Genomic DNA, 22257 nt, shown 5'->3' with positions numbered 1-22257 from the left:
TGTGGAAGACAGGAAGCTGCGGCTCGCAGCTGTTGGAGATGAACTGCTGGCCGGACTGGGCGATCCCAGGGCGCTTGGCTGGCTGGGCCGTGTGCTGGCCCGCACTCCCCATGACGGCGTGGCCATGGAAAGCTACGCCCTCCCCTGTCCCCAGGAAGGTACGGAGGGGCTCGCCGCCCGATGGCTGGAAGAAGCGGGGCGGCGTTTCAGCGACGCCCATGAGAACCGGCTGGTGATCGGCCTTTCGGGGCGGGACATCGAGTTCGGCCTTTCCACCGCCCGCAGCCGCCTGAACCTGGCCAACATCCTGGATACCGCGTCGCAAAACCGGATCGAGGTCTTTGTGGTGGGGCCGCCGCCCACCCTGGACCCTGCCCAGAACCGCCGCCTCGCCGAGTTGAACACCGCCTTCGCTGACGTGACCACGCGGCGCAAGCACCTCTATGTGGACACGTTCTCCCCGCTGCTGAACCACGAGCAGTGGCGCCAGGACCTCGCCGCCAACAGCGGGACCCCCGGCCAGGCAGGCTATGGCCTGATGGCCTGGCTCGTCCTGCACCGCGGCTGGTTTCAGTGGCTCAAGATCGACGCCCCTGAGTAGCCCCTCCCCCCAACGCTCTCTCACTTAATGTGGGTTTTTCGCGAACCCTCTCGCACTCCTGCATGCGTCGTTCTCCAGAATTCGCGATATATCTTGACCTGGGGTTGGCCGCGATATATCTTGAGTTAATCAATCACGATATATCGCGGCGTGGGAGGATTCATGGTAGAGAACAGCTGGACCGTCACCGGCCCGCAAGTCATAGATGTCGACGACGTAAAGTCCCTGAAGCTGGGCATGGTCCGCGGAAGGTTCGACATCGTCACCCACGAGGACTCCGTGGTCCGCGTGGAGATCAACGACGTCCAGGGCGACCCTGTTGCCGTGTCTCTGACAGACGGCAGGCTTGAGGTCCGCCATCAGCTCCATGGACCGCAGGGCTGGTTCAAGAACCTGATGGGCACGGTAAACCACAACAGCAACAATTCCGCCGTCATCAGCATCGCGGTACCCGCCGGGGTCGAAGTGGAGGCCGGCACCGTCAGCGGCGATGGCCTCGTGTCCGGCATCAGCGGGCACACGCGCCTCAACACCGTGTCGGGTTCGGTGATGGCGGACGGCACGTCCGGTCAGTTGCACGTCAACACTGTCAGCGGCGAAGTCATTGCGCGGAACCACGACGGCGTCCTGACCGCCAAGAGCGTCTCCGGCGAGGTTACGGCCTCCGGCCGGTTCACCAACATCCGGGCCAACACCGTCAGCGGTGACATGAGCTTCGATCTGCTCAGCTTCACGAACGATTTCGGCGCAAACTCCGTTTCGGGCGACGTCACCATCCGGTTGCCGCACGACGTCGGCGTGGACATCGTAGCGAAATCCGCCAGCGGTGTGGTGGTAATCGACGATCGTCAGTACTCCCAGCCGAGCGGCAAGGTGGAGACCATCGCGGGTCCCGACCGCAAACTGATGATTGTCCGCACCAACTCGGTGTCCGGCAAGACGTCCATTCTCCACGGGCAGCCGGCCCGCAACGACGCTGCGCAAGATCCGGAAGCTGGGCACTAATGCCTCCGGTATTCGCCCACGGTGCGCTGCGGCTGTACCTGCTGGCGCTGCTGGAATCGGGTCCGAAGCACGGCTATGAACTGATCAAGGCGCTCAGTGAAAGGTTCGGCGGCACCTACTCCCCCAGCGCGGGAACCATCTACCCGCGCTTGGGCAAGCTCGAGGAGGAAGGGCTGGTTGCCACCGAAACAGCAGGCCGCCGCACCAACTACCGCATCACAGCGGCGGGGCTTGAGGAACTGAACAAGCGCCGGGACGAACTCGCCGGCGTCGAAAATGACATTTCAGCCTCGGTCCGGCGGCTGGCGGACAACCTGCGCGCGGACATCCGCGCCAATATGCGCGGACTGCGGGCCGACCTGGCCGCCACCGCCGAGGCAGCGCGCTCGACTGCCCGCGCCGCCGACTTCCGGAATGTCAGCAGCCGGCAGACATCCGAAGGGATCCGCGAACTCAAGGAAGCCGAGATGCTGCTCCAGGCGTTCCGGGACGATCTCCGTGTGGAACTTCGGCTGCAGGCCAGCCGGCAGCCGCTCAGCCCCGTCACCTTGGAAACGGTCAGGACGGTGCTTGATCAGGCGCGCATCTCCATCCGCAACTCGCTGCCTGGGTGAACGGCAGGGTGCCATTCTTACGGGACGCGTTCCGCGTTTCGCGCCCTGTCCCATGGTGTGGGAGACTTGAGGGCAGCTCTTTTGAGTACCAACATTTAAGGAGGCCAGCTATGAGCAAGCGTGCACGTAAACGTCGTGACCGTAAGCGTGGCGGCGCGAACCACGGGAAGCGCCCCAACACCTAAGCCAATGCTTGGAGTAACGGTTTAAGCGAAGGACCCCGGTAGCCACCTGGCTTCCGGGGTCCTTCGTCTTTGTGTGTCTGCAAACGCGCCTCAGGCAGCCCGCACCCACGGCAGCGGCCGCCTCTGTGAGGGTGTTAGGCGTCCACGGGGCGGATGGCGTGGATCCGGTCCAGGATGGCGTTCTTCAGGTTGTCCGGCGCGGCCTCAGTGCAGGAGCGCTTGACCATGTTGCGGATGACGCACTCCAGGTCGTACTGCTCCGTGCATTCAGGGCAGTCATCAAGATGCTGCTTGATTTCGGTGATGTCCTCGCGGGTCAAAGCTCCGTCGAGGTACTCATAGATGCGTTGCATCCGCGTGTCATCGCAGTCGCCCAATCCTTGGCAGTCGCTCATTTCCTGTTCTCCTGTTGTGTACTTGCGGCCGTGTCCTGTGATTCGACGGCGCCTTTGAATCCTCGATCGGCGGCATAGTCCGCCAGCATGTCCCGCAACATTTTCCGGCCGCGGTGGAGCCGGGACATCACAGTGCCGATTGGCGTGTTCATGATGTCCGAGATTTCCTTGTACGCGAAGCCCTCGACGTCGGCAAAGTACACCGCGAGCCGGAACTCCTCGGGGATGGACTGCAGTGCCCGCTTCACGTCGGAGTCCGGCAGATGGTCAAGAGCCTCTGCTTCCGCCGACCGCAGGCCGCGGGAGGTGTGCGACTCTGCCCTGGCCAGTTGCCAGTCCTCGATGGTGTCCGAGTTGGACTGCAACGGTTCGCGCTGCCGTTTGCGGTACAGGTTGATGTACGTATTGGTCAGGATCCGGTACAGCCACGCCTTGAGGTTGGTACCGGGCTTGTACTGGTGAAACGCGGAGAACGCCTTGGTGTAGGCCTCCTGGACGAGGTCCTCCGCGTCGGCAGGGTTCCTGGCCATGCGCATGGCGGCCGAGTAGAGCTGATCCACGTACTGCATGGCGTCACGCTCGAAGCGGATGCGGCGTTCTTCGGTTGACTCGGTGGCGATGTCCACAGCCTGCTCGTCCGAATCGGATTCATCCGCTTCGGACCCGTCCGTCTCAGGATCGCCCGGCTGAGGTGCTGCCGCTTCAGGGACAGTCCCCTTTTCAGGCAGCGGCGCTGCCGTCCCAGCCACAGGCGTTTCCGCCCCGGCGGGGGAAGCGGTCTGGGCGTCGCCGCTGATTTTGGCGCCGCTTTGCGGGGCCCCATACATGGCCTCGACGGCCGGATCCACGGTACTCATTGCGCCCAAGTCTACTGTGACGGCCTTGGCGCGCGGCGTGCCGTACTCCGGGGGATCAGATTCCAGAGCCTGCCGCATGAGGGGGCCGGATGTCTCCAGCCCGTCTTTCAGCAACCGCAAGGGCCACTCCATTCTCTTTCAAGCCAACATGAACCAGGCCAGCGCATCGGGCAACATTTCTGGCCTGCTAAACCTACGGCCGCCGGTGTACGACGGACCTTCAATCGATAACCCCGGTTGGCGGGCAAATATTCCTCAAAAGTGCAAGACTAGAACCGACTTCGCCGCATCCGACGCGGTTCGTCCAGCCAGGAGGAAATTCATGTCCTTTGTCCGCACCCTCGCCCGGCCCATGCTGGCCTCCAGTTTCGTTGTCGCCGGACTGGACAAGCTAAAGAACGCCGATGACACCGCGCAGCAGCTCTCCCCACTCCTACAGAAGGCCGCCGCGTCCCTGCCGTTCCAGGCTGACGAGAAGATGCTGGCACGGGTAATCGGCGGAACCCAGGTGGGGGCCGGCGTACTGTTCGGCCTGGGCAAGTTCAGCCGCCTCTCGGCCACCCTGCTGACGGTTATATCGCTGCTGAACACTTTCGTAGAGTGGCGGAGCGCTGACATCAGCACCAAAGCAGGCCGCGAAGCCCGCCGCAACCAGCTGCTGAAGAACGTTTCCCTCAGCGGTGGCGCCCTGCTGGCCTCGGTGGACACGGCGGGCAAACCTGGCCTCGCTTGGCGTGCCGAGCATATCGCCGCTGACGCCCGGAAGACTGCTGCAGTAGCCCGGAAGACCACCGGCAAGAAGCTTCACGAGGCGGACAAGGCCGTTCGCCGCGCCGTGCACGTGACGGGGGCATAAGGCCGCATGACAGGTTCCACCCCGCCAGCATCCCTCGATTCCGATAAGTTCGTCCCGAACTGGCCTGCCCCGTTTGCCAGCCGCCCCATCAACGCCACCGTGACGGTGCCGGGATCGAAATCGCTGACCAACAGGTTCCTGGTGCTGGCCGCGCTGGCTGACGGCCCGTCCCGTCTGCGCGCACCCCTGCATTCCCGTGACTCAGCACTGATGATCGAGGCCCTCCGCCAGTTGGGAGCCACAGTCACGGAGGTGCCGGGGGACGGCGCGTATGGGCCCGACCTTGCGGTCACGCCGCTCAGCCAGGAGGCGGCGGCGTCCCGCACGCATATCGATTGCGGCCTGGCCGGGACCGTGATGCGGTTTGTGCCGCCGCTGGCGGCGCTCCGCAAGGGCGCCAGCGTTTTCGACGGCGATCCGCACGCCCGGAAACGCCCCATGGGTGCCATTATTGAGGCGCTGCAGGGGCTCGGCGTGGCTCTGACAACGGACGACGGCGGGACCCCCTCCGCGCTGCCGTTCACCGTCGAAGGCACCGGGGAAGTCCGCGGCGGCCACCTGGTCATCGATGCCAGCGGGTCATCCCAATTCGTTTCGGCCCTCCTGCTGGTGGGTGCGAGGTTCACCGAGGGACTTCACCTGGAGCACGTGGGCAAACCCGTGCCCAGCTTGGATCACATCAACATGACCGTGGCCGTGCTTCGCGGTGCCGGAGTGTCCGTGGACGATTCCACGCCGAACCATTGGGTGGTGGCGCCGGGTCCCATCCGTGCCTTTGACCAGCGCATCGAACAGGATCTCTCCAATGCCGGCCCCTTCCTGGCTGCGGCCCTTGCCTCCGGCGGGACCGTGAGGATACCGGACTGGCCCGCCGAAACCACCCAGGTGGGAGACCAGTGGCGCAGCATCCTCGCGGCGATGGGCGCGGAGGTTAGCTTGGCTGACGGCGTCCTGACCGTTACCGGCGGAGCCGAGATCAGGGGCGCCAAGTTCGATGAAACCAGCGAGCTCGCCCCCACAGTGGCGGCTCTGTGTGCGCTGGCCAGTGGTCCGTCGCAGCTCACTGGTATTGCCCACCTCCGCGGCCACGAGACTGACCGGCTGGCAGCGCTGGTCACTGAAATCAACCGCCTCGGCGGGGATGCCGAGGAAACGAGCGATGGCCTGGTGATCCGCCCGGCCAAGCTGCATGCCGGCGTGGTGCACAGCTACGCAGACCATAGGATGGCCACCGCCGGGGCGATCCTGGGCCTGGCGGTGCCGGGCATTGAAGTGCAGGACATCGGGACCACTGCCAAGACCATGCCGGAGTTCCCACAGATGTGGGCGGACATGGTGGCGCAGGGCGCAGTCCCCGCTGATGGGACGGAAGGTTCCAACGGTGGCCCGCAGCACTGATTCCTGGGATGAATCCGACGTCCGGATCCGGCCCAGCAAGAAAGGCTCACGGCCCCGCACCAAGGACCGTCCCAGCCACGACGACGCCGTCACCGGGCGCATCATCACGGTGGACCGGGGCCGCTACACCGCCGTCGTCGGTGAAGACTCGGGCGACGAGCGGGTCATCATCGCCGCGCGCGCCCGTGAACTGCGCCGCTCCCCCGTGGTGGCCGGCGACTTCGTGTCCCTCGTAGGGGACGTCTCCGGCGAACCGGACACGCTCGCGCGCCTTGTGCGGATCCAGGAGCGCCGAACCCTGCTGCGGCGCAGCGCCGATGACACGGACCCTATCGAGCGGGCGGTAGTGGCAAATGCCGATCAGCTGGTAGTGGTCGTAGCGGCCGCGAACCCGGAACCGCGCACCGGATTTATCGACCGCGCCTTGGTGGCCGCGTACGACGCCGGCATCGAACCGCTGCTGCTCGTCACCAAAGCGGACGTCAAGGATCCGGCGGAACTGTTGTCCAACTATGAGCACCTGGATTTTCCGGTCATCATCAGCCGGACGGCCGACTCCGAAGCCTCAGGAATCGATGCGCGCTCCGACGACGGCCTGTCGGCACGGCTCGACATAGACGCAGTTGCACAGCTCCGCGCCTATCTCGACGGCAAAGTCACGGTGATGCTGGGCCATTCCGGCGTGGGCAAGTCCACCATGGTCAACGCACTCACCGGCGCCGAACGGGCAACGGGCGGCGTGAACGCGGTGACGGGACGCGGCCGCCACACGTCGTCGTCGGCCCTTGCCTTGAAACTGGCGGGCGCACCGGCTGGCAGCTGGATCATTGACACCCCGGGTATCCGTTCGTTCGGCCTGGCGCACGTGGACCCGGACCGGATCCTGAGGTCCTTCCCGGACCTGGAGCCGGGCACCGATGCCTGCGAGCGCGGCTGCAAACACAACGCTGCCGCCGTGAACTGTGGGCTGGATTCGTGGGTGGCCGAAGGACAGGCCGGTCCCACCGGCCCGGCCCGGTTGGCTTCCCTACGGCGCCTGCTGGGCTCGGACCCGCGGCTGGAAGGCCAGGACAGCAAGGAACTCGGGACAGTCGGCTAGCGTCCGGAAGCCGACGTCCCCAACCCCGCGGCGGTTAGACGGTAGTTTGGAACCATGATCCAACCCGCTTCGAGCTACAACGATGACCTGCGCCTGGCCCACGTGCTGGCCGATTCCGTGGATGACCAGACCATGAGCCGCTTCAAGGCGCTGGACCTGCACATCGAGACCAAACCTGACCTGACGCCTGTCACGGATGCGGACAAGTCTGCCGAAGAGGCCATCCGCGGCCAGCTGTCCCGCTCACGCCCCCGGGACGCGGTCCTCGGTGAGGAATTCGGCAGCTCCGGCCACGGCTCCCGGCGCTGGATCATCGACCCGATCGACGGCACCAAGAACTTTGTCCGCGGTGTCCCCGTCTGGGCCACCCTGATAGCTCTCGTGGACGAGGGCGAACCCGTTGTAGGCGTGGTCAGCGCTCCGGCGCTCGGCAAACGCTGGTGGGCCGCCAAGGGGGCCGGCGCGTACATGGGCAGGTCCCTCGCCGCAGCAACCCGGCTCCGGGTCTCGAACGTTTCCAACCTTGCTGATGCCTCCTTGTCCTATTCGAGCCTCAGCGGCTGGAAGGAACGCGGGAACCTGGATGAGTTCCTGGGGCTGACCGAGGATGTGTGGCGCACCCGGGCGTACGGCGACTTTTGGTCCTACTGCATGGTCGCCGAAGGCTCCGTTGACATCGCCTGCGAGCCGGAGCTGAACCTCTACGACATGGCTGCCCTGGTCCCCATCGTGGTGGAAGCGGGCGGCCGTTTCACGTCGCTGGAGGGCCAGGACGGGCCGTTTGGCGGCAACGCGCTGGCCACGAATTCCATCCTGCACTCCGAGGTACTCAAGCGGCTGAACCCGGACCTGGACGATCTGCTGTAGACCATCTCTGCCGAATATTCGACTGCGGGCATCCCCTCAAAGGGGTGCCCGCCGTCGTTTCTTCGGAGAAACCCCCATTCCTCATACAGCCGTAACAAACGCCTTAACATTCCGCCGGGCTTTTCCACGGCCGCGGAGATGTCCTACGCTCTTTAACAGGTCACGAGTGCCAGCGCTAAACCCCGGTTTGCTGGCCGGCAACCCTCCATTCGCGGTGGGGTGCCCCGGGTGACGACCAGGCCGGCCCTCAATGGACCCGGCAAGCGCGGATTCCCGGTGCCGGGAGTCCTTTTGAAGTGAGGTCTCCGTGACAACTGCCACCGTCTCCCCCGCCGTTCAGAACATCGCCGCCGCAGCATTGACCGGCGAACTTGCCGCCATTGCCGGACGTCCCCTGTCCGCCGTCACCGGCGCTGAAATCCAGGCCCCGCTGATCCAGGGCGGGCACATCCGCTACGCCAACCTGGACTACGGCGCCTCAGCCCCGGCCCTCTCCGTGGTGTCGGCCTACCTGAACGAAATCCTGCCGTTCTATGCCAGCGTTCACCGTGGTGCCGGCTACGCGTCACAGATCAGCACCTCCGTGTACGAAAACGCCCGGAACATCGTGCGGGACTTCGTGGGCGGCCGGCCGGATGACTCCGTCATCTTCACCCGCAACACCACCGACTCGCTGAACCTGCTGGCTGGTTGCCTGCCGCATACGTCGGACAGCCGGCCCGTTGGCGATGTCCTGTACCTGGACATCGAGCACCACGCCAACCTGCTGCCGTGGCAGGGTGTTCCGCACCGCAGCGTGGTGGCCGCGCCCACCATCGCAGGAACCATTGACGCCCTCCGCACCGAACTTCAGGAGGGCAACGTCAGTCTGCTCGCCGTCACCGGCGCCTCCAACGTGACCGGTGAGATACTCCCCATCCGCGCCCTCGCGGCGCTGGCCCACGAGTTCGGGGCCCGCATCGTGGTGGACGCCGCGCAGCTCGCACCGCACCGGCGCATCAACATCACCGCCGACGACGTCGACTACCTCGCCTTCTCCGGCCACAAGCTCTACGCACCATTCGGCGCCGGCGTCCTGGTGGGCCGCACGGACTGGCTAGACGCCGGCACCCCGCACTTGGCGGGCGGCGGCGCCGTCAAGGAGGCAAAGCTCGACGGCGTCACCTGGGCAACCGGACCGGCCCGCCACGAGGGGGGCTCCCCCAATGTCCTGGGTGCAGCCACGCTGGCCCGCGCCACCCAAGTCATCGCATCATTGGACCAGGACCGCTGGCACGCCCATGAGGCTGCCATCAGGTCCTATCTGGTGGACGGGCTGCAGAGGATCGACGGCGTCACGGTCCACCAGATCTTCTCGGACACCGATCCGGGCACCGGCACCATCGGCGTTGTGAACTTCTCGGTGGCCGGTTACGACGCCGGATTGGTTGCCGCCTATCTGTCGGCCGAACATGGCGTGGGACTGCGGGACGGCCGATTCTGCGCCCACCCGCTGCTGAAACGCCTCGGCCTTCCTTCCGGTTCCCTGCGCGCCAGCTTCGGCGTAGGTTCCCGGCTGGAGGACGCCGAACGGCTGCTCGCCGGCCTCGACCAGCTGCGCCGCACGGGCCTGGGCTGGGACTACGTGGTGGATTCGGGCCGCTGGGTTCCGGCCAACGACGCCCGCACCTACCCGCACTGGGCACCGAACACGCCCGGCACTGCCGGCGCGGCTCCCTGCCTCGACGACTAAGCTGGCTAGGCCTGGGCGGTGGCGCTATCTGTGGGCTTCACGATCCGCGCCGGGTTCCTGATGCCCAACGCCGAGACCGTGCCGCCGATAACCAAGAGGATGCCGGTGGCGATCAGCACCCGATGGAATCCGTCCAGGTCAAGCTGGTTCCCGGCGATGAGCCCGACGAAAGCGATGCCAATCAGACCCGATACACGGGCAACCGCGTTGTTTACTGCCGAGCCAATGCCGGACTGCTGCTCAGAGATCGAGCCCAATATGGCCGCGGTAAGCGGTGCAACTGTTGCCGAGAGCCCCGCCCCAAAGAGGACGATTCCCGGCAGCAGTTGATTCCAGTAATGGACGGGTACCTGTGACGACACCATCAGGAAGTAGCCCAGGCCGGCTCCGGCCGGGCCCAAAGCCATGAACCAGCGCGGGCCGTATCGGCCGGCGAGTGAACCGAACCATGCGGAAAGGAAAATGCTCAGCAGGCTGACCGGCAACAGGGCGAGCGCGGCGAGTGTCGCCGAGTATCCGGCCACCTGCTGCAGGAAGAGCACGATGATGAATCCGCCGATGGACAGCGCGGCATAGATGAACATTGTGGCCAAGTTGCCTGCCGCAAAGTTCCTGACGGCGAAGAGACTTAGAGGCATGAGGGGCTGTTTCGCCGTTGCCTGCCGCCAGATGAACGCCGCGAAGCAGACGACCCCCAGGATCAAAGGCAACAGGATACCCGGGCTTCCCCACCCTTGTGTGGCCTGCTCGATCAGGGCATAGACCGGTCCGGCCAGCCCGAGCACGCACAGCACGGCCCCGGGATAATCAATGCCCACCCCTGCCTCGCGGACGTCGGAGGAACGAAGCACAGCCAGAAGATACAAGGTCACCGCAATCGGCACAACATTGATGCCAAACACCCACCTCCACCCGACGGAATCCACCAAGACGCCGCCCACGAGCGGTCCGGCGATGAAGGCCACCGTGGTACCTGCGGTCCACTGGCCAATGGCCTTGGCCCGGGCCGGCCCGTCAAAGTGCGAGGTGATGAGCGCCAGCGAACTGGGCACGAGCAGAGCCCCGGCGATTCCTTGCAAGCCCCGGGAAATGATCAGAATTTCAGCTGTGGGCGCGAACGCGCACATCAGTGACGTCACCCCAAACCCGAGCAGTCCGGCGCGGAGAATGAGGATCCGTCCGAGTACGTCAGAAAGAGAACCGGCAAGCAGGATGAGTGACCCGAGCGTGATCAGGTAGGCGTCCACGACCCACTGCTGGGTTGTCAGGCCGCCGCCCAGATCACGGGAAATGGCGGGTAATGCCACGTTGATGACGCTGCTGTCCAAAAAGGACACCAAAGAGGCGAGAATCGAGATCCACAGGACGAGTCTCTGAGCACGTGTCGTCGGAGGAAAGCCCACTCCTCCAGTAAACACCGCCCGCGCAACTGCGAGCGGTTCACTGGCATCAGGTAAATTCGAAGGATACTCACCGAAGTCAATTGAAGGAGGCCACACGTGGCACGGGGTGGCCCCAGGCTTGACAACGGACGCCGTCTGGAACTCGGGCAGAGCTTCCAGGACGGCGGCGAACACTACCAACGCGTACGCCCAGGCTACCCCGCTGACTCAGCGGACTGGCTGGTCCCGGCCGGTGCCCGTGATGCCGTGGATGTGGGTGCCGGCACAGGCAAATTCGCCGCGCTGCTGCTCGAGCGCGGCCTTGCCGTCTCCGCTGTTGACCCCTCCGATGACATGCTCGAACAGCTCCGGGCGCACTATCCGGAGGTGACGGCAACCCAAGGGACTGCCGAGGCGACCGGCCTGGCGGACTCCTCGTTCGACGTCGTAAGCGTTGCCCAGGCATGGCACTGGTGCGATGCGCTGCCGGCCAGCACCGAACTCGCGCGGATCCTGCGGCCCGGCGGAACGCTGGGGCTGATCTGGAACCAGCTGGACACGTCGGTTCCGTGGGTGCACAGGTTGTCGCGCATCATGCACGCCGGGGACGTCTATATGCCCGGCTTCCGGCCGGTTGTGGGGCCCGAGTTCGAGGGCCTCGAAAGCCATGTGACCCGTTGGGAGGACAGCCTCAGCACCGCGGACATCATGGAGCTGACGAAGTCGCGCAGTTATTATCTGCGTGCCGGTGAGGCCACCCGAAACAAAGTCCTGGCCAACCTCGACTGGTACCTCCACGAGCACCTTGGCCACGGCACCGGGGAGGACATCAGGTTGCCGTATCTGACCCTGACCTGGCGGGCGTTCAAGGCGTAAGTGCCAAGGACCACCGGGTAGGCTTGACGTTGTGAAGACCAGCGCCCCCTCTTCCTCGATCGAGGACTACGTCAAGGTCATCTACGGCTTCACGGAGTGGCAGGACAAGCCCATCACGTCTTCGCAGCTGGCCCAGCGCCTCGGCGTGGCCAACTCCTCGGTCTCTGAGATGGTCCGCAAACTCAAGGACCAGGGCCTGGTGGACCACAAACCATACAGCGCCATCACCCTCACTCCCGCGGGCATCCGGCTGGCGCTGTCCATGGTCCGGCGCCACCGCCTCATTGAGACCTACCTTGTACAGGAGCTCGACTACAGCTGGGACGAAGTCCACGACGAAGCCGAACTGCTCGAGCACGCAGTGTCGGACACCTTCATTGAGCGGATGGCAGCGAAATTGGGCGACCCTCAACGCGACCCGCACGGCGACCCGATTCCGACGGCGGACGGTGCCGTCCTGATGCCGGAGGCGCACCTGCTCGGCGAACTCGATCCGGGTCACATCGGCCGAATCACTCGGATCAGCGACGAGAACCCGGACCTGCTCCGCTATCTCGCGGCGGAAAATATCGACCTCGACGCCGATGTGGAGGTCATGGGCCGCAAGCCGTTCGGCGGGGCGCTGGTGGTGCGGATCAGTAACGCCGGCAGGACGCGGGACTACGATCTCGCGGACGAAATCACGGCCGCACTCTGGGTGCACACCGACCGGCCGCACGCCGGCTGCGCCTTGGGTGAGAGCTGAGTGAAGCACGCCGGGATGCCTGAGTGGCGGGCCTGGCTGGCCGTGGCCGCTGGAGGGCTTGCCGGGACGGAGCTTCGCTACGGCCTGGGACTCGCCTTTCCGGATCATGGCGGCGCCATGCCGTGGAACACGCTGGGTATTAACGTTGCCGGGAGCTTTGTTCTGGCCGCCCTCACCACCGTGTGGATGGCGCGCCCGCACACCGCGTTCTGGCTCCGTGCGGCCCTGGGCCCGGGGCTCCTTGGATCCTTCACCACCTTCTCGGCAGTGGTCTTCGGGATTGACCGGCTGGTGCGGGCCGGGGAACATCCGGTGTGGCTGGTCTATCTGGGACTGTCGCTGGTGCTCGGCTTGGGCGCTGCTGCCGCCGGCTGGCGGACGGGGCGGCTCGTGGTTGACCGGGTGGCATCGTGACAGGGGCACTCCGGTGACCGGGGCACTACTCGTGGGGGTATTTGGTGTGGCGGGCGCGCTGCTGCGGTTCGCCGTCGACAGCTGGTTCGCCCACCACAGCCGAGTGCGCGCCATCGGCAACACCGGCACGCCGCGGCACTGGCCCTGGGCCACGCTGGTAGTGAACGTCACGGGGTGCCTCATTATTGGGCTGTCGATCGGCATCACCGGAAGGCTCGGCCTGGCACCCGAGTGGCAGACCGCCGTCGCCACGGGCTTTGCCGGCGGGCTGACCACGTTCAGTTCCTGGACAACAGCCACCGTCCGGCTCCTGAGTGAATCGCGGTTCGGCGCCGCAGCCCTCAACGTCGGCGCCAACCTGGCCGCAGGCTTTGCCGCGGCCGCAATCGGTGTAGCCCTCGCGTCGTAGGCGGGCGCCCTCCCCGGCACAGCGGTGGTTTTGGTGCGGTCCCGTATCGTTGACTCTGATGATTAGCAGACGCGACGCGGCAATTGCCCTTGATGTACCGATGGAAATGGCCCAGCGCCACGGCATTCCCAAACGCCTCTCCGAGGCGGAACTGGGCGAAATCCTGGATAACCCGCCGGCCTGGCTGGTCCAGTCGCGGGCGAACCGCACCGGCAAGCGCCCGGTGTGGGTCCATTTGGAATGCGCCGTCTGCGGTTACGAGGAAGCGGCGCGGCCCAAAAAGTGGTGGCCGGAGTTCACGTACGTGGTGTGCGAACACCACTCCCCCGCTGAGGTGCCACGCCCCCAGACGGGCTTCATCAGGAGCGAGTTCGACGGCGTCGGGACCCGCTTTGTGGGCATTGCGGACGTCCCCGCGCCAGCCTGATTCGGGGCATTACATTCGGAGCAAATCAGGCGTATTTTACGAAGTGGGACCGACCCGGTCCCGCGTTGTAAGGAGCACGCCATGCCGGACAAGACACCACACCAGCAGCTGAGCAAAAAGCCTGTTAAGACCATCAAGGAAAAACGCGCCGAGAAAAAGGCGAAGAACCCGGTCGAAGGCGCACAGGATCCGGTGGCGCACCTGAAGAAGCGCCGGTAGCAGTTATCCGTTTGCTGCCATTTCTTCCGGCACGGCCACAAGATCCAGTTCTTTGCCGTCCCTCAGCACCTTGACGGGCAGCGGCTGGCCGATCGCATCGGCGAACAGCAGCTTCTGCAGGCTTTCAGCGTTGCTGACGGGGCGGCTTCCGGCTGTCAGGATGAAGTCACCCGCCTGCAGGCCGGCCCGGTCTGCGGGCGATCCGGCCAGCACCTCCACTACCCGGAGTCCGTCCCGCTGTCCGGTCCTGATCACGGCGCTGGCGCTCAGCCTGCTGGGAGTGCTGACCACGCCGAGGTAGGCACGCCTGACGCGGCCGTCCTTCAGCAGGGCCGAAATGATCCGCCGCGTGGTGGCGTTGATGGGTACTGCCAGGCCCAGCCCGGCGCCGGCCACTGCAGTATTGATACCCACGATCCTTCCGTGAGAATCGGCGAGGGCCCCGCCTGAGCTTCCGGAGTTGAGGGCCGCGTCTGTCTGGATGACGTCCTCGATCACCCGCCGGTTGCTGCCCTGCCATACAGGGATGGCCCGTCCCAGGCCGCTGACCACGCCCGCGGTCACTGAACCGGCGAGTCCCAAGGGGTTGCCGACGGCGATGACCAGTTGGCCTACCCGCAGGGTCTCTGCATCGCCGAACTGCGCCGGGGCTACTTTCGGCGCCCGTCCGCGGACCACCGCAAGATCGGACAACGGGTCCGCGCCCACCAGTTCAAGGTCGGTCCGGCTGCCGTCAGCAAAGGCGGCATGGCCCTGGTGGGTGCCTGCGACCACATGCGAATTCGTCAGCAGGTAGCCGTCTTCAGTGAACAGCACTGCCGAGCCTGCGCCCACGCGGAACCGGCCGTTCCGCCGGTTGCTGGTCATCTCAATGGCCGCAACGTGCGGCGTGACTGTCTCAGCCACGCGCATCACTGTTGCCGAATATGCATCCAGCGCATCGTCGTCGTACTCTTCGTCACGGGGTTCACGGACCGGTTCCATGGCGCACCTCCTGGCTGCCTATGTCGATTCCGGCCGCGGGATTTTCGTGCTGCCGGATCTTATTTGGGACAACCACGCTTGGGGTTTCCGTAGTCCCGCGGCGGCTACGCCGTCGGTGAACAGCACGCACGACGCGGAGGGCCGGTCGGATGGCGCGCGGGCCGGATGGCGCGCAGCGCAGGGCTGCCACGAACTGCCGTTAACGCCAAAAGACCCGGACGCAAGGTCCGGGTCTTTGGCATGCCTTGCGACATTTCAAAATGTGGAGATGGGGGGAATTGAACCCCCGTCCGATGTCGTGTTGTCAGGGCTTCTCCGGGCGCAGTTTGCGTCGGATTTTCTCGGCCCCAGCCCGCCTGCAAACAGGTGGCTGATCCGGGCCCAGTCATCTAAGAGTCCCGTTTACCCCGATGACGGAGGCAAACAGCAGTGGCTATCTAAATGACGCCAGATTCCGGGGCAATAGCAACCTCGGGCTGACGGACTGTCTTACTGCTTAGGCAGCGAGAGCGAAGTCAGTGCGGTTTGATTTGGCACTTATTGTTTTGCAGACAGCGTTTACGAGATAATTCTGCATCCTCGGCCCGCTTCACCTGTCGCGACTAACATCGTCGAAACCGATCATCCCCGTATTTTGTTATCAAACCGGCCGGGCTGTGCTGGCACAAATCCCTTCCGGACTACCAATCATAACGCATGCTCGCGGGGAAATTATTCCAGCCCCGCGGAGCCTACCGGCGGTTGCGTTCCCGGACCTCGCGGAGTGCCTCGCGGTTGTCCTGCTGCTCGCGGAGGGTCTGGCGTTTGTCGTACTCACGCTTACCGCGGGCAATCGCGATTTCCACCTTGGCCCGGCCGTCCAGGAAGTACAGCTGCAGCGGAACCACGGTGAAGCCGGACTCTCGGATCTTCACGGAAATCTTGTTGAGCTCTTCTCGGTGCAGCAACAGCTTTCGACGGCGGCGTGCCGAGTGGTTGGTCCAGCTGCCCTGGTTGTACTCAGGGATGTGGATGCCTTCCATCCACAGCTCGTCGTTGTAGAAGGTGCAGAACCCGTCCACCATGGACGCATGGCCTTCGCGCAGGGACTTTACTTCGGTCCCCATCAGGGCGATGCCGGCCTCGTACGTGTCGAGCACGAGGTAGTCATGCCGGGCCTTGCGGTTGGTGGCCACTACTTTACGGCCACTTTCTTTCGGCACGGTGGAACTCCTCAGTTCTTGGATCCTGGTTGGCTCCGACCGTTCCGGCGCGGAGTCATACCAGTGTACGGCAGGCGCGGACGGCCGTTACAGCAGGCGCATCGGGTCCACGGCCGCCCCGTTGAGCCAGGTTTCAAAGTGCGCATGGCAGCCTGTCGAGTTGCCGGTGTTGCCCGAGTAGGCGATCAACTGCCCCTGGGATACCTGCTGGCCATTGGACACCACGATGCTGCTGTTGTGGTAATAAATGGTGGTCAGTGAGTTCCCTTGCACCACGCCGTGGGAGAGCTTCACGCGCCAGCCGCCGCCGTCGGCTGAGTTCCAGCCTGAGGAGAACACCTCGCCAGCCGCCGCTGCGTAGACCGGGGTGCCGCAGGCGGCGCCAAAGTCGATGCCGGTGTGCATGTAGCCGCCCTGGCCGTAGAAGTCGATAGTGCCCGGCGGCGTGGCCCGCCAACCGAAGCCGGAAGTGATGGGCACATCACCGGCGAAGGGGTGCCGGAGTCCAAAGGCCGACGGCGATCCGGTCACCGGGACGTAGGGCACCTGCGGCGGCGGGGCCTGGTTCCTCGCCGCCGCCTGGGCGGCGGCTGCGGCTGCGGCGGCTTCTGCTTGGCGGCGCTGTTCGGCTTCCCAAGCCTCACGGAGCCGACGGTCACGTTCGGCAATTTCGTTTGCCACAGAGTTCTGGCTCGCCTCGACCGCCGCTATCTGGTTTTTGATTGCAGGCCTTGCCGCCTGGAGTTCGGCGTCAAGGCGGCTGGTATCGGCGATCAGCTGATCAACCTGGGCCTTCTTGGCCGCGGCCTCGTCACGGGCCGCCTTCTCACGTTCCAAGGCGGCGTCGGCCTTGGCTTTGAGGTCCTTGATCTCCGATTCGACGGCTTCGAGCCTCGCCTGGGAGTTCACGTTGGTGGCGCTCTGCTGGGAGAGCTTGTCCATGGCAGCGTTCTGGCTGCGCATGGCCTGGTCTGCCAGGTCCATCGTGTCGGTCAGGCTGCCGCCATTGTTTGCTCCGAAGAACAGCGTCAGGTTCGAGGGCACTCCGCCGGATTTGTAGGCTTGGGTGGCGATCTGGCCGATCAGCTTTTTGGTGTCCGCGATTTTTTGTTTGTCGGACTCAAGCTGCTGGGTGATCTTGGCCTTGTTCTGCTGCGCAAGGTCGACCCGTGCGGTCAGGGCTTCGACCTCTTTGACGGCGCTGGCTACGCGTCCCTGGGCTTCAAGAAGTGCCTGCTGGGCTCCGGGCAGCTGTCCCTGATAGATCACCAGGTCTCCGGCTGCCTTTGCGATGCGGGAATCCACGAACTCCAAGGACTGCTGGACTCTTGAGGCCTCTGCCTCGAGTGCTGCTTTCTTGTCATCCAGTTCGTCGGCGTGTGCCACGGGTGCTGACGCGCCCAGGCTTGCCGCGAGGAGCAGTGCCATGACGCCGCTGATCAGGCCTGTGCGGCGACGCGCCGGTGCCAGGCTTTCCGCCCGGTGGCGGGGCGCAGTTCGGTGCAATACGTTCATCAGGATTCCTTGGTCGGTTTGCACAGCCTAAACCTTCAAGTATCTGCGCAAGGTCAAGAGAGACGAAATTCCTGCCAAAGATCCGCCAAGGATCAGCAAGGCTGGCGCAAGAATGAGGGTCTGCCCGGGCGAGATGAACGCCGTGTCCGGATACTGCTTCGACAGGTACTCGCCCAAGAAGAAGTGCGCTACGGCCCACAGTGTTCCTGAGGCCAGCGCGGCGCCAATGACGGCAGCAATCACGCCCTCGAGGATGAAGGGCAGCTGGATGACCATCTTGGATGCGCCCACCAGGCGCATGATCCCGGTTTCGCGGCGCCGACTGAAGGCGGAGAGGCGGATGGTGGTGGCGATCAGGAGGATGGCGCACACGATCATGACGCCGGCGATGCTGACGGCCACGAGCGACGCGGCATTCATGGCCGAGAACAGCCGCTCCAGCAGCTGGCGCTGGTCAATGACAGTTTCGACGCCCGGCTGCGAGGAGAACGTCTCACTGATGATCTGGTACTTTTCCGGATCCTTCATGTTGATCCGGAAGGAAGCGGGAAGCTGGTCCGGCGTCACCGAATCGACGATGGGAGAGTTGGAGAACTGGTCCTTGAAGTGCTTGTACGCCTCTTCTTTGGACTCGAACTGGAAGTCGTTGACGTACTGTGCCACGGCGGGTGATTTAAGCAGCGTCTGCAGGTTGTCCTGCTGTTCCGGGGTGACCGGCCCTGTGGAGCAACCGGCAGCCGTCGAACCGTCACTGCAGAGGAAGATGGCCACCTGGACTTTGTCGTACCAGTAGCCCTTCATCTGGTTGATCTGAAGCTGCAGCATGCCGGCGGCACCTACGAACGTTAGGGAGACAAAGGTGACCAGGATCACTGAGACCACCATGGAAACGTTGCGGCGCAGGCCGCTGCCGATCTCACCGAGGATGAACGCGAGCCTCATCGCTGTCCCTCCCGTGCGCCGGGCTGGCGGTCCCCCGGTGCGGGCGGTTCCTCGTCCCGGCCGCTGGCGTCCTTGAGTCGTCGGGACTGGCCGACGACCGGAATCATGGAGGTGTACAGCGCCTTGGCTTCGTCACGGATGACGACGCCGTTCTTGAGCTCCACCACACGCTTGCGCATCTCGTTGACGATGTCGTCGTCGTGGGTGGCCATGACCACCGTGGTGCCGTTCTGGTTGATCTTGTCCAGCACGCCCATGATGCCCATCGAGGTGGTGGGATCGAGGTTACCGGTAGGTTCGTCGGCGAGGAGGATGCCGGGACGATTTACTACTGCGCGGGCGATGGCCACACGCTGCTGTTCGCCGCCGGAAAGTTCGTGCGGAAGGCGGTTTTCCTTGCCTTCGAGGCCAACGGTCTTCAGGACTTCGGGCACCGTGTCACGAATGACGCTGCGGCTCTTGCCGATGACCTGCATGGCAAAGGCAACGTTGGCGAACACGTTCTTCTGCGGCAGAAGACGGAAGTCCTGGAAGACCACCCCGATTCCGCGGCGCAGCCTGGGCACGCGCCAACTGGAGATCTTGGCGACGTTCTGGCCGGCCACGTAGACGGCACCCGAGGAGGCCCGGTCTTCCTTGAGGACCAGCCGGAGGAACGTGGACTTTCCGGATCCGGAAGCGCCCACGAGGAAGGCGAATTCACCACGGTCTATCTCAAGGCTGACATCGTCCAGCGCAGGCCGGGCCGTCTGGTCGTACACCTTGGTGACATTATCGAATCGGATCATGGCCCTAATTACCCTGCAGGGCACCGCTGATGCAGCCCAGATCTGCAGCCGGCGCGCGGGCATTCGTTTGGGGAATTAGAGGCCCCGGCCCCTTGACTATACGCAGTCTTTTTGCCGGATTTCGGGGGTTTCAGGGGTGTGTCGCGGGATCCGGCCGGCCAGGGCCTACAGGCGGTGGCCCGCCGGGCGGTGTTACTTCTCTGCGTTGCGGTTGTCGGTCCGCCAGCGGATCCCGGCGTCGATGAAGTCGTCAATCTCGCCGTCGAACACTGCGGAAGTGTTGCCGACCTCGTGTTCGGTGCGGAGGTCCTTGACCATTTGGTAGGGGTTCAGGACGTAGGACCGCATTTGGTCGCCCCAGGAGGCCTTGACGTCGCCAGCGAAGGCCTTCTTCTCGGCGTCCTCCTGCTCCTTCTTCAGTAGAAGGAGGCGGGACTGCAGCACGCGCATGGCGGCGGCCCGGTTCTGGAGCTGCGACTTTTCGTTCTGCATGGACACCACTGTGCCGGTGGGGATGTGCGTGAGGCGCACGGCAGAGTCGGTGGTGTTAACGGACTGTCCGCCGGGGCCGGATGACCGGAACACGTCCACGCGGATCTCGTTGTCCGGAATATCGATGGAGTCCGTGGACTCGATGAGCGGGATGACTTCGACAGCGGCGAAGGACGTCTGGCGGCGGCCCTGGTTGTCGAAAGGGCTGATCCGCACCAGCCGGTGCGTTCCGGCTTCAACGCTGAGGGTGCCGAACGCATACGGCGCCTTGACTTCGAAGGTGGCGGACTTGAGGCCCGCCTCTTCGGCGTATGACGTGTCCATCACCGTAGTGGGGTACCCGTGGCGTTCGGCCCAGCGGAGGTACATGCGCATCAGCATTTCGGCGAAGTCTGCAGCATCTACGCCGCCGGCTCCGGCCCGGATGGACACCACGGCTTCACGTTCGTCGTATTCGCCGGAAAGCAGCGTGACCACTTCCAGTTCCTTAAGGGACTTCCGGATCGACTCCAGTTCGGCGGCTGCCTCCCCCATGGAGTCTGCGTCGTCCTCGTCCTGGCCGAGTTCAACCAGGACTTCCAGATCGTCAATCCGCGAGACCAGCTTGTTCAGCCGCTCCAACTCGGACTGGCGGTGCGAGAGCCGGGAGGTAATTTTTTGGGCCGCAGCAGGGTCATCCCACAGGTCTGGTTCGCCTGCCCGTTCGCTCAGTTCGGCGATGTCTTCCTTCAGAGCCTCGACGTCGCTGACGCGCTCGATGGAGTTGTACGTGGCGCGAAGGGCGCGGATTTCTGCGGAAAAATCAATATTGGCCATGGTCGTTTAAGCCTACGCTATGCGGCCGGGGGCCCGGGCTCCCGGTCTAGGCGGAGGTCCGCCGGTCAGCGCGTGAGCCGGGAACGGGCCGTGGATGCTGCCTCAATCCGGATCCCGTCCGGCACCAGGAAGTTCACCACAGGCGGGTGGACCACCGAGCTAAGCACCACGACGGCGGTGGAGCCTTCGGGGCTGCCGGTCCCCTGCGTCACGGCCAGGCCGTCGAACCGGGCCGACGCCGGGCTCCGGGCCAAGAAGTCCGAGGCCACATTGCGGACGCGCTCGGAACCGAGGACGGCCGAAGGGCTTCCGCCCTCCCCCGCAACTTCACCCAGAGTGTAGCTGTCAGCGGCAGCGAGGGAGGCGCCGTCGGCCAAGGACAGCAGCCTCTTGTGTTCGAGGTAGACGCTAGAGATGCCGATGACCACAGTCACCACCAGCAGGGCGAGCAAGACGTAGCCGACAATCATCACAATCATCTGGCCGCCCTCTGCTGACTGGTCGGGGCTCGTCACGGGGACACTCACGGGCGCCGTTGCGGCACCGGGATGCCGGCTCAAGCTGCACTCACCTGAACCTGCCGACCAGCTGAGTGGATGATGCCTCAACTTCGCTGGCCTGGAGCCTGAAGTCATCATTGAAGGGGACGAAAGGCAACGGCACGGTGAGATTCACTGTGACGGTAACGGCCGCTCCGGCGGCCTGGCAGTCGGCGGGATCGCAGCGTGTGGAGACTTGGGCGGCGTCGGGGTCATGGCCGAAGTCCGCGAGGGCAATGACAACTGCCTGTTCGGCGGCCGCCTGCGCGGACTCGGCGTCCGGTTGGGCTACAAAGACCTTTGCGGCCTGGTCTGCAGCTCCCACCACCGCAAAAGATCCGCCCTGGATCTGGCCCACGGTGATGATGAAATACACGAGTGGGACCATCAGGAGCAATGCCAGGAACGTGAACTCAACGACGGCGCTCCCCTCTTCCTGGCGTTCCGCGGAGACGGCTTCCCGGAACCTGCCGTTGAGTCGGGCCCAAATCTTGGGGTGGGCACGAGAAGTGTTACGGCTGGATGGCAGCATGGCCCTTCACCTCCAGAACGTCCCGTGGCCCGATGAGCCCGATCACGGGCATGGGCGCCTTGATGGTGATTTCGAGCGTCCGCATGCCCTGATACGTCACTTCGGCGGTGCTGATGTCCTGAGCGAATTCGCCGTTCAGCGCAATTCCGATCAGGTTGGCAGCCCGTTCCTGCGCATCCGCGGCGCTACGGTCCGCGAGGGTTCCGTAGCGTGCACCCGAGGCGGCCGCATCAATAAGGGTATTGCGGACGTGGAGGACCAATGCGAGTTGGATGATGGCCAGGAAGAACATGGTGAGCAGCCCGCCCACCAAGACAAAGTCCACCACCGCGGACCCTCGTTCCTCCCTGCGCCAGTCCTGCATGC

The 22257-nt window shown here is 64.6% G+C and carries 27 protein-coding genes, 1 other RNA gene and 1 riboswitch; of the genes, 15 read left to right on the top strand and 13 right to left on the bottom strand.

All coding sequences use genetic code 11. The annotated features are described in order from the left end of the window. Position 1: 1 nt before the first annotated feature. The 4 genes from AB4Y73_RS04965 (at position 2) to AB4Y73_RS04950 (ending at position 2405) form a co-directional block, all read left to right on the top strand. Positions 2-601 carry a GDSL-type esterase/lipase family protein gene (locus tag AB4Y73_RS04965; protein WP_441869313.1) on the top strand — a complete coding sequence of 200 codons (600 nt, stop codon included), beginning with the start codon at positions 2-4 and terminating at the stop codon, positions 599-601. Between the two features lie 162 nt (positions 602-763). Continuing rightward, a complete protein-coding gene (locus AB4Y73_RS04960) occupies positions 764-1606 on the top strand; it encodes a DUF4097 family beta strand repeat-containing protein (RefSeq protein WP_441869310.1) in 843 nt (280 codons plus the stop codon). Beyond that, positions 1606-2220, top strand: a complete 615-nt coding sequence (locus tag AB4Y73_RS04955) for a PadR family transcriptional regulator (RefSeq protein ID WP_441869307.1) — start codon at positions 1606-1608, stop codon at positions 2218-2220. Before AB4Y73_RS04960 ends, AB4Y73_RS04955 begins: the two co-directional genes overlap by 1 nt. A 110-nt stretch (positions 2221-2330) precedes the next feature. Beyond that, a complete protein-coding gene (locus tag AB4Y73_RS04950) occupies positions 2331-2405 on the top strand; it encodes a 50S ribosomal protein bL37 (protein ID WP_369299106.1) in 75 nt (24 codons plus the stop codon). A 134-nt stretch (positions 2406-2539) separates the two neighbouring features. Here the strand turns inward: AB4Y73_RS04950 and rsrA are convergent, their stop codons facing one another. After that, entirely contained in the window at positions 2540-2800 is a 261-nt protein-coding gene (gene rsrA / locus AB4Y73_RS04945; protein ID WP_441869304.1) for a mycothiol system anti-sigma-R factor, read from the bottom strand. Next, positions 2797-3657 carry a sigma-70 family RNA polymerase sigma factor gene (locus AB4Y73_RS04940; protein ID WP_441869301.1) on the bottom strand — a complete coding sequence of 287 codons (861 nt, stop codon included), beginning with the start codon at positions 3655-3657 and terminating at the stop codon, positions 2797-2799. The genes rsrA and AB4Y73_RS04940 overlap by 4 nt, the downstream gene beginning before the upstream one ends. Before the next feature lie 322 nt (positions 3658-3979). Here AB4Y73_RS04940 and AB4Y73_RS04935 point away from each other — a divergent pair, with 322 nt between their 5' ends. The 5 genes from AB4Y73_RS04935 (at position 3980) to AB4Y73_RS04915 (ending at position 9609) form a co-directional block, all read left to right on the top strand. Next, positions 3980-4513 carry a DoxX family protein gene (locus AB4Y73_RS04935; protein WP_441869298.1) on the top strand — a complete coding sequence of 178 codons (534 nt, stop codon included), beginning with the start codon at positions 3980-3982 and terminating at the stop codon, positions 4511-4513. A 6-nt stretch (positions 4514-4519) separates the two neighbouring features. Beyond that, complete coding sequence (gene aroA, locus AB4Y73_RS04930) at positions 4520-5911, top strand: 3-phosphoshikimate 1-carboxyvinyltransferase (RefSeq protein WP_441869295.1); 1392 nt, start codon at positions 4520-4522, stop codon at positions 5909-5911. Beyond that, positions 5895-7010: a ribosome small subunit-dependent GTPase A gene (gene rsgA / locus AB4Y73_RS04925; protein ID WP_441869292.1), complete on the top strand. Its 1116-nt coding sequence runs from the start codon at positions 5895-5897 to the stop codon at positions 7008-7010. Before aroA ends, rsgA begins: the two co-directional genes overlap by 17 nt. Before the next feature lie 54 nt (positions 7011-7064). Further along, positions 7065-7877 carry a histidinol-phosphatase gene (gene hisN, locus AB4Y73_RS04920; RefSeq protein WP_441869289.1) on the top strand — a complete coding sequence of 271 codons (813 nt, stop codon included), beginning with the start codon at positions 7065-7067 and terminating at the stop codon, positions 7875-7877. Positions 7878-8035: 158 nt separating this feature from the next. Beyond that, a riboswitch (SAM riboswitch) is annotated at positions 8036-8149 on the top strand. A 35-nt stretch (positions 8150-8184) separates the two neighbouring features. Next, positions 8185-9609, top strand: a complete 1425-nt coding sequence (locus AB4Y73_RS04915) for an aminotransferase class V-fold PLP-dependent enzyme (RefSeq protein WP_441869286.1) — start codon at positions 8185-8187, stop codon at positions 9607-9609. 5 nt (positions 9610-9614) lie between these two features. Here the strand turns inward: AB4Y73_RS04915 and AB4Y73_RS04910 are convergent, their stop codons facing one another. Continuing rightward, a complete protein-coding gene (locus tag AB4Y73_RS04910; RefSeq protein ID WP_441869283.1) occupies positions 9615-11012 on the bottom strand; it encodes an MFS transporter in 1398 nt (465 codons plus the stop codon). A 96-nt stretch (positions 11013-11108) separates the two neighbouring features. Between AB4Y73_RS04910 and AB4Y73_RS04905 the strand changes: the two genes are divergently transcribed. From AB4Y73_RS04905 to AB4Y73_RS04880, 6 genes are all read left to right on the top strand, one after another. Further along, positions 11109-11867, top strand: coding sequence for a class I SAM-dependent methyltransferase (locus AB4Y73_RS04905; RefSeq protein ID WP_441869280.1), 759 nt, complete (start codon positions 11109-11111; stop codon positions 11865-11867). A gap of 31 nt (positions 11868-11898) precedes the next feature. Next, entirely contained in the window at positions 11899-12612 is a 714-nt protein-coding gene (locus tag AB4Y73_RS04900; protein ID WP_441869277.1) for a metal-dependent transcriptional regulator, read from the top strand. A 15-nt stretch (positions 12613-12627) separates the two neighbouring features. Beyond that, positions 12628-13026 (top strand): fluoride efflux transporter FluC, encoded by a 399-nt coding sequence (locus tag AB4Y73_RS04895; protein WP_441869274.1) that lies wholly within the window; start codon positions 12628-12630, stop codon positions 13024-13026. Positions 13027-13039: 13 nt separating this feature from the next. Next, a complete protein-coding gene (locus AB4Y73_RS04890; RefSeq protein WP_441869271.1) occupies positions 13040-13435 on the top strand; it encodes a fluoride efflux transporter FluC in 396 nt (131 codons plus the stop codon). A 58-nt stretch (positions 13436-13493) separates the two neighbouring features. After that, positions 13494-13862, top strand: a complete 369-nt coding sequence (locus AB4Y73_RS04885) for a hypothetical protein (RefSeq protein WP_441869268.1) — start codon at positions 13494-13496, stop codon at positions 13860-13862. Between the two features lie 81 nt (positions 13863-13943). Continuing rightward, complete coding sequence (locus tag AB4Y73_RS04880) at positions 13944-14081, top strand: hypothetical protein (protein WP_441869265.1); 138 nt, start codon at positions 13944-13946, stop codon at positions 14079-14081. A 3-nt stretch (positions 14082-14084) separates the two neighbouring features. Here the strand turns inward: AB4Y73_RS04880 and AB4Y73_RS04875 are convergent, their stop codons facing one another. From AB4Y73_RS04875 to AB4Y73_RS04830, 10 genes are all read right to left on the bottom strand, one after another. Next, the gene (locus AB4Y73_RS04875) at positions 14085-15065 is read right to left on the bottom strand and encodes a S1C family serine protease (protein WP_441869262.1); all 981 of its coding nucleotides are present in this window, start codon (positions 15063-15065) and stop codon (positions 14085-14087) included. A 260-nt stretch (positions 15066-15325) separates the two neighbouring features. Next, positions 15326-15694, bottom strand: a transfer-messenger RNA (tmRNA) gene (ssrA, locus tag AB4Y73_RS04870). Between the two features lie 102 nt (positions 15695-15796). Next, positions 15797-16267, bottom strand: coding sequence for an SsrA-binding protein SmpB (gene smpB / locus AB4Y73_RS04865; protein ID WP_160672161.1), 471 nt, complete (start codon positions 16265-16267; stop codon positions 15797-15799). An 87-nt stretch (positions 16268-16354) separates the two neighbouring features. Then, entirely contained in the window at positions 16355-17782 is a 1428-nt protein-coding gene (locus tag AB4Y73_RS04860; RefSeq protein ID WP_441869259.1) for a peptidoglycan DD-metalloendopeptidase family protein, read from the bottom strand. Between the two features lie 27 nt (positions 17783-17809). Beyond that, on the bottom strand, positions 17810-18724 hold the full coding sequence (ftsX, locus tag AB4Y73_RS04855; RefSeq protein WP_441869256.1) for a permease-like cell division protein FtsX: 915 nt from the start codon (positions 18722-18724) through the stop codon (positions 17810-17812). Further along, on the bottom strand, positions 18721-19512 hold the full coding sequence (gene ftsE / locus AB4Y73_RS04850; RefSeq protein WP_441869253.1) for a cell division ATP-binding protein FtsE: 792 nt from the start codon (positions 19510-19512) through the stop codon (positions 18721-18723). The genes ftsX and ftsE overlap by 4 nt, the downstream gene beginning before the upstream one ends. Positions 19513-19704: 192 nt before the next feature. Continuing rightward, positions 19705-20820: a peptide chain release factor 2 gene (prfB, locus tag AB4Y73_RS04845; protein WP_441869250.1), complete on the bottom strand. Its 1116-nt coding sequence runs from the start codon at positions 20818-20820 to the stop codon at positions 19705-19707. A 65-nt stretch (positions 20821-20885) separates the two neighbouring features. Further along, positions 20886-21299 carry a pilus assembly protein TadG-related protein gene (locus AB4Y73_RS04840; RefSeq protein WP_441869790.1) on the bottom strand — a complete coding sequence of 138 codons (414 nt, stop codon included), beginning with the start codon at positions 21297-21299 and terminating at the stop codon, positions 20886-20888. A gap of 88 nt (positions 21300-21387) precedes the next feature. Next, positions 21388-21891, bottom strand: a complete 504-nt coding sequence (locus AB4Y73_RS04835; protein ID WP_441869247.1) for a hypothetical protein — start codon at positions 21889-21891, stop codon at positions 21388-21390. Beyond that, a complete protein-coding gene (locus tag AB4Y73_RS04830) occupies positions 21872-22255 on the bottom strand; it encodes a TadE/TadG family type IV pilus assembly protein (RefSeq protein WP_441869244.1) in 384 nt (127 codons plus the stop codon). The genes AB4Y73_RS04835 and AB4Y73_RS04830 overlap by 20 nt, the downstream gene beginning before the upstream one ends. Between the last annotated feature and the right edge of the window lie 2 nt (positions 22256-22257).

This window comes from Pseudarthrobacter sp. TAF60_1, from assembly GCF_052113505.1.
Lineage (GTDB): Bacteria > Actinomycetota > Actinomycetes > Actinomycetales > Micrococcaceae > Arthrobacter.
Note: the sequence above shows the minus strand (reverse complement) of the source record. Positions and strands in the feature narration are given on the sequence as shown.

Excerpts from the sequence above, each read along its gene's own strand:
- ftsX (WP_441869256.1), bottom strand. The coding sequence starts at position 18,724 with ATGAGGCTCGCGTTCATCCTCGGTGAGATCGGCAGCGGCCTGCGCCGC.
- AB4Y73_RS04895 (WP_441869274.1), top strand. The coding sequence starts at position 12,628 with ATGCCTGAGTGGCGGGCCTGGCTGGCCGTGGCCGCTGGAGGGCTTGCC.
- AB4Y73_RS04960 (WP_441869310.1), top strand. The coding sequence starts at position 764 with ATGGTAGAGAACAGCTGGACCGTCACCGGCCCGCAAGTCATAGATGTC.
- aroA (WP_441869295.1), top strand. The coding sequence starts at position 4,520 with ATGACAGGTTCCACCCCGCCAGCATCCCTCGATTCCGATAAGTTCGTC.
- ftsE (WP_441869253.1), bottom strand. The coding sequence starts at position 19,512 with ATGATCCGATTCGATAATGTCACCAAGGTGTACGACCAGACGGCCCGG.
- hisN (WP_441869289.1), top strand. The coding sequence starts at position 7,065 with ATGATCCAACCCGCTTCGAGCTACAACGATGACCTGCGCCTGGCCCAC.
- AB4Y73_RS04880 (WP_441869265.1), top strand. The coding sequence starts at position 13,944 with ATGCCGGACAAGACACCACACCAGCAGCTGAGCAAAAAGCCTGTTAAG.
- AB4Y73_RS04940 (WP_441869301.1), bottom strand. The coding sequence starts at position 3,657 with ATGAGTACCGTGGATCCGGCCGTCGAGGCCATGTATGGGGCCCCGCAA.
- AB4Y73_RS04875 (WP_441869262.1), bottom strand. The coding sequence starts at position 15,065 with ATGGAACCGGTCCGTGAACCCCGTGACGAAGAGTACGACGACGATGCG.
- AB4Y73_RS04830 (WP_441869244.1), bottom strand. The coding sequence starts at position 22,255 with ATGCAGGACTGGCGCAGGGAGGAACGAGGGTCCGCGGTGGTGGACTTT.
- AB4Y73_RS04860 (WP_441869259.1), bottom strand. The coding sequence starts at position 17,782 with ATGAACGTATTGCACCGAACTGCGCCCCGCCACCGGGCGGAAAGCCTG.
- prfB (WP_441869250.1), bottom strand. The coding sequence starts at position 20,820 with ATGGCCAATATTGATTTTTCCGCAGAAATCCGCGCCCTTCGCGCCACG.
- rsrA (WP_441869304.1), bottom strand. The coding sequence starts at position 2,800 with ATGAGCGACTGCCAAGGATTGGGCGACTGCGATGACACGCGGATGCAA.
- AB4Y73_RS04955 (WP_441869307.1), top strand. The coding sequence starts at position 1,606 with ATGCCTCCGGTATTCGCCCACGGTGCGCTGCGGCTGTACCTGCTGGCG.
- AB4Y73_RS04835 (WP_441869247.1), bottom strand. The coding sequence starts at position 21,891 with ATGCTGCCATCCAGCCGTAACACTTCTCGTGCCCACCCCAAGATTTGG.
- AB4Y73_RS04935 (WP_441869298.1), top strand. The coding sequence starts at position 3,980 with ATGTCCTTTGTCCGCACCCTCGCCCGGCCCATGCTGGCCTCCAGTTTC.
- AB4Y73_RS04840 (WP_441869790.1), bottom strand. The coding sequence starts at position 21,299 with ATGATTGTGATGATTGTCGGCTACGTCTTGCTCGCCCTGCTGGTGGTG.
- AB4Y73_RS04885 (WP_441869268.1), top strand. The coding sequence starts at position 13,494 with ATGATTAGCAGACGCGACGCGGCAATTGCCCTTGATGTACCGATGGAA.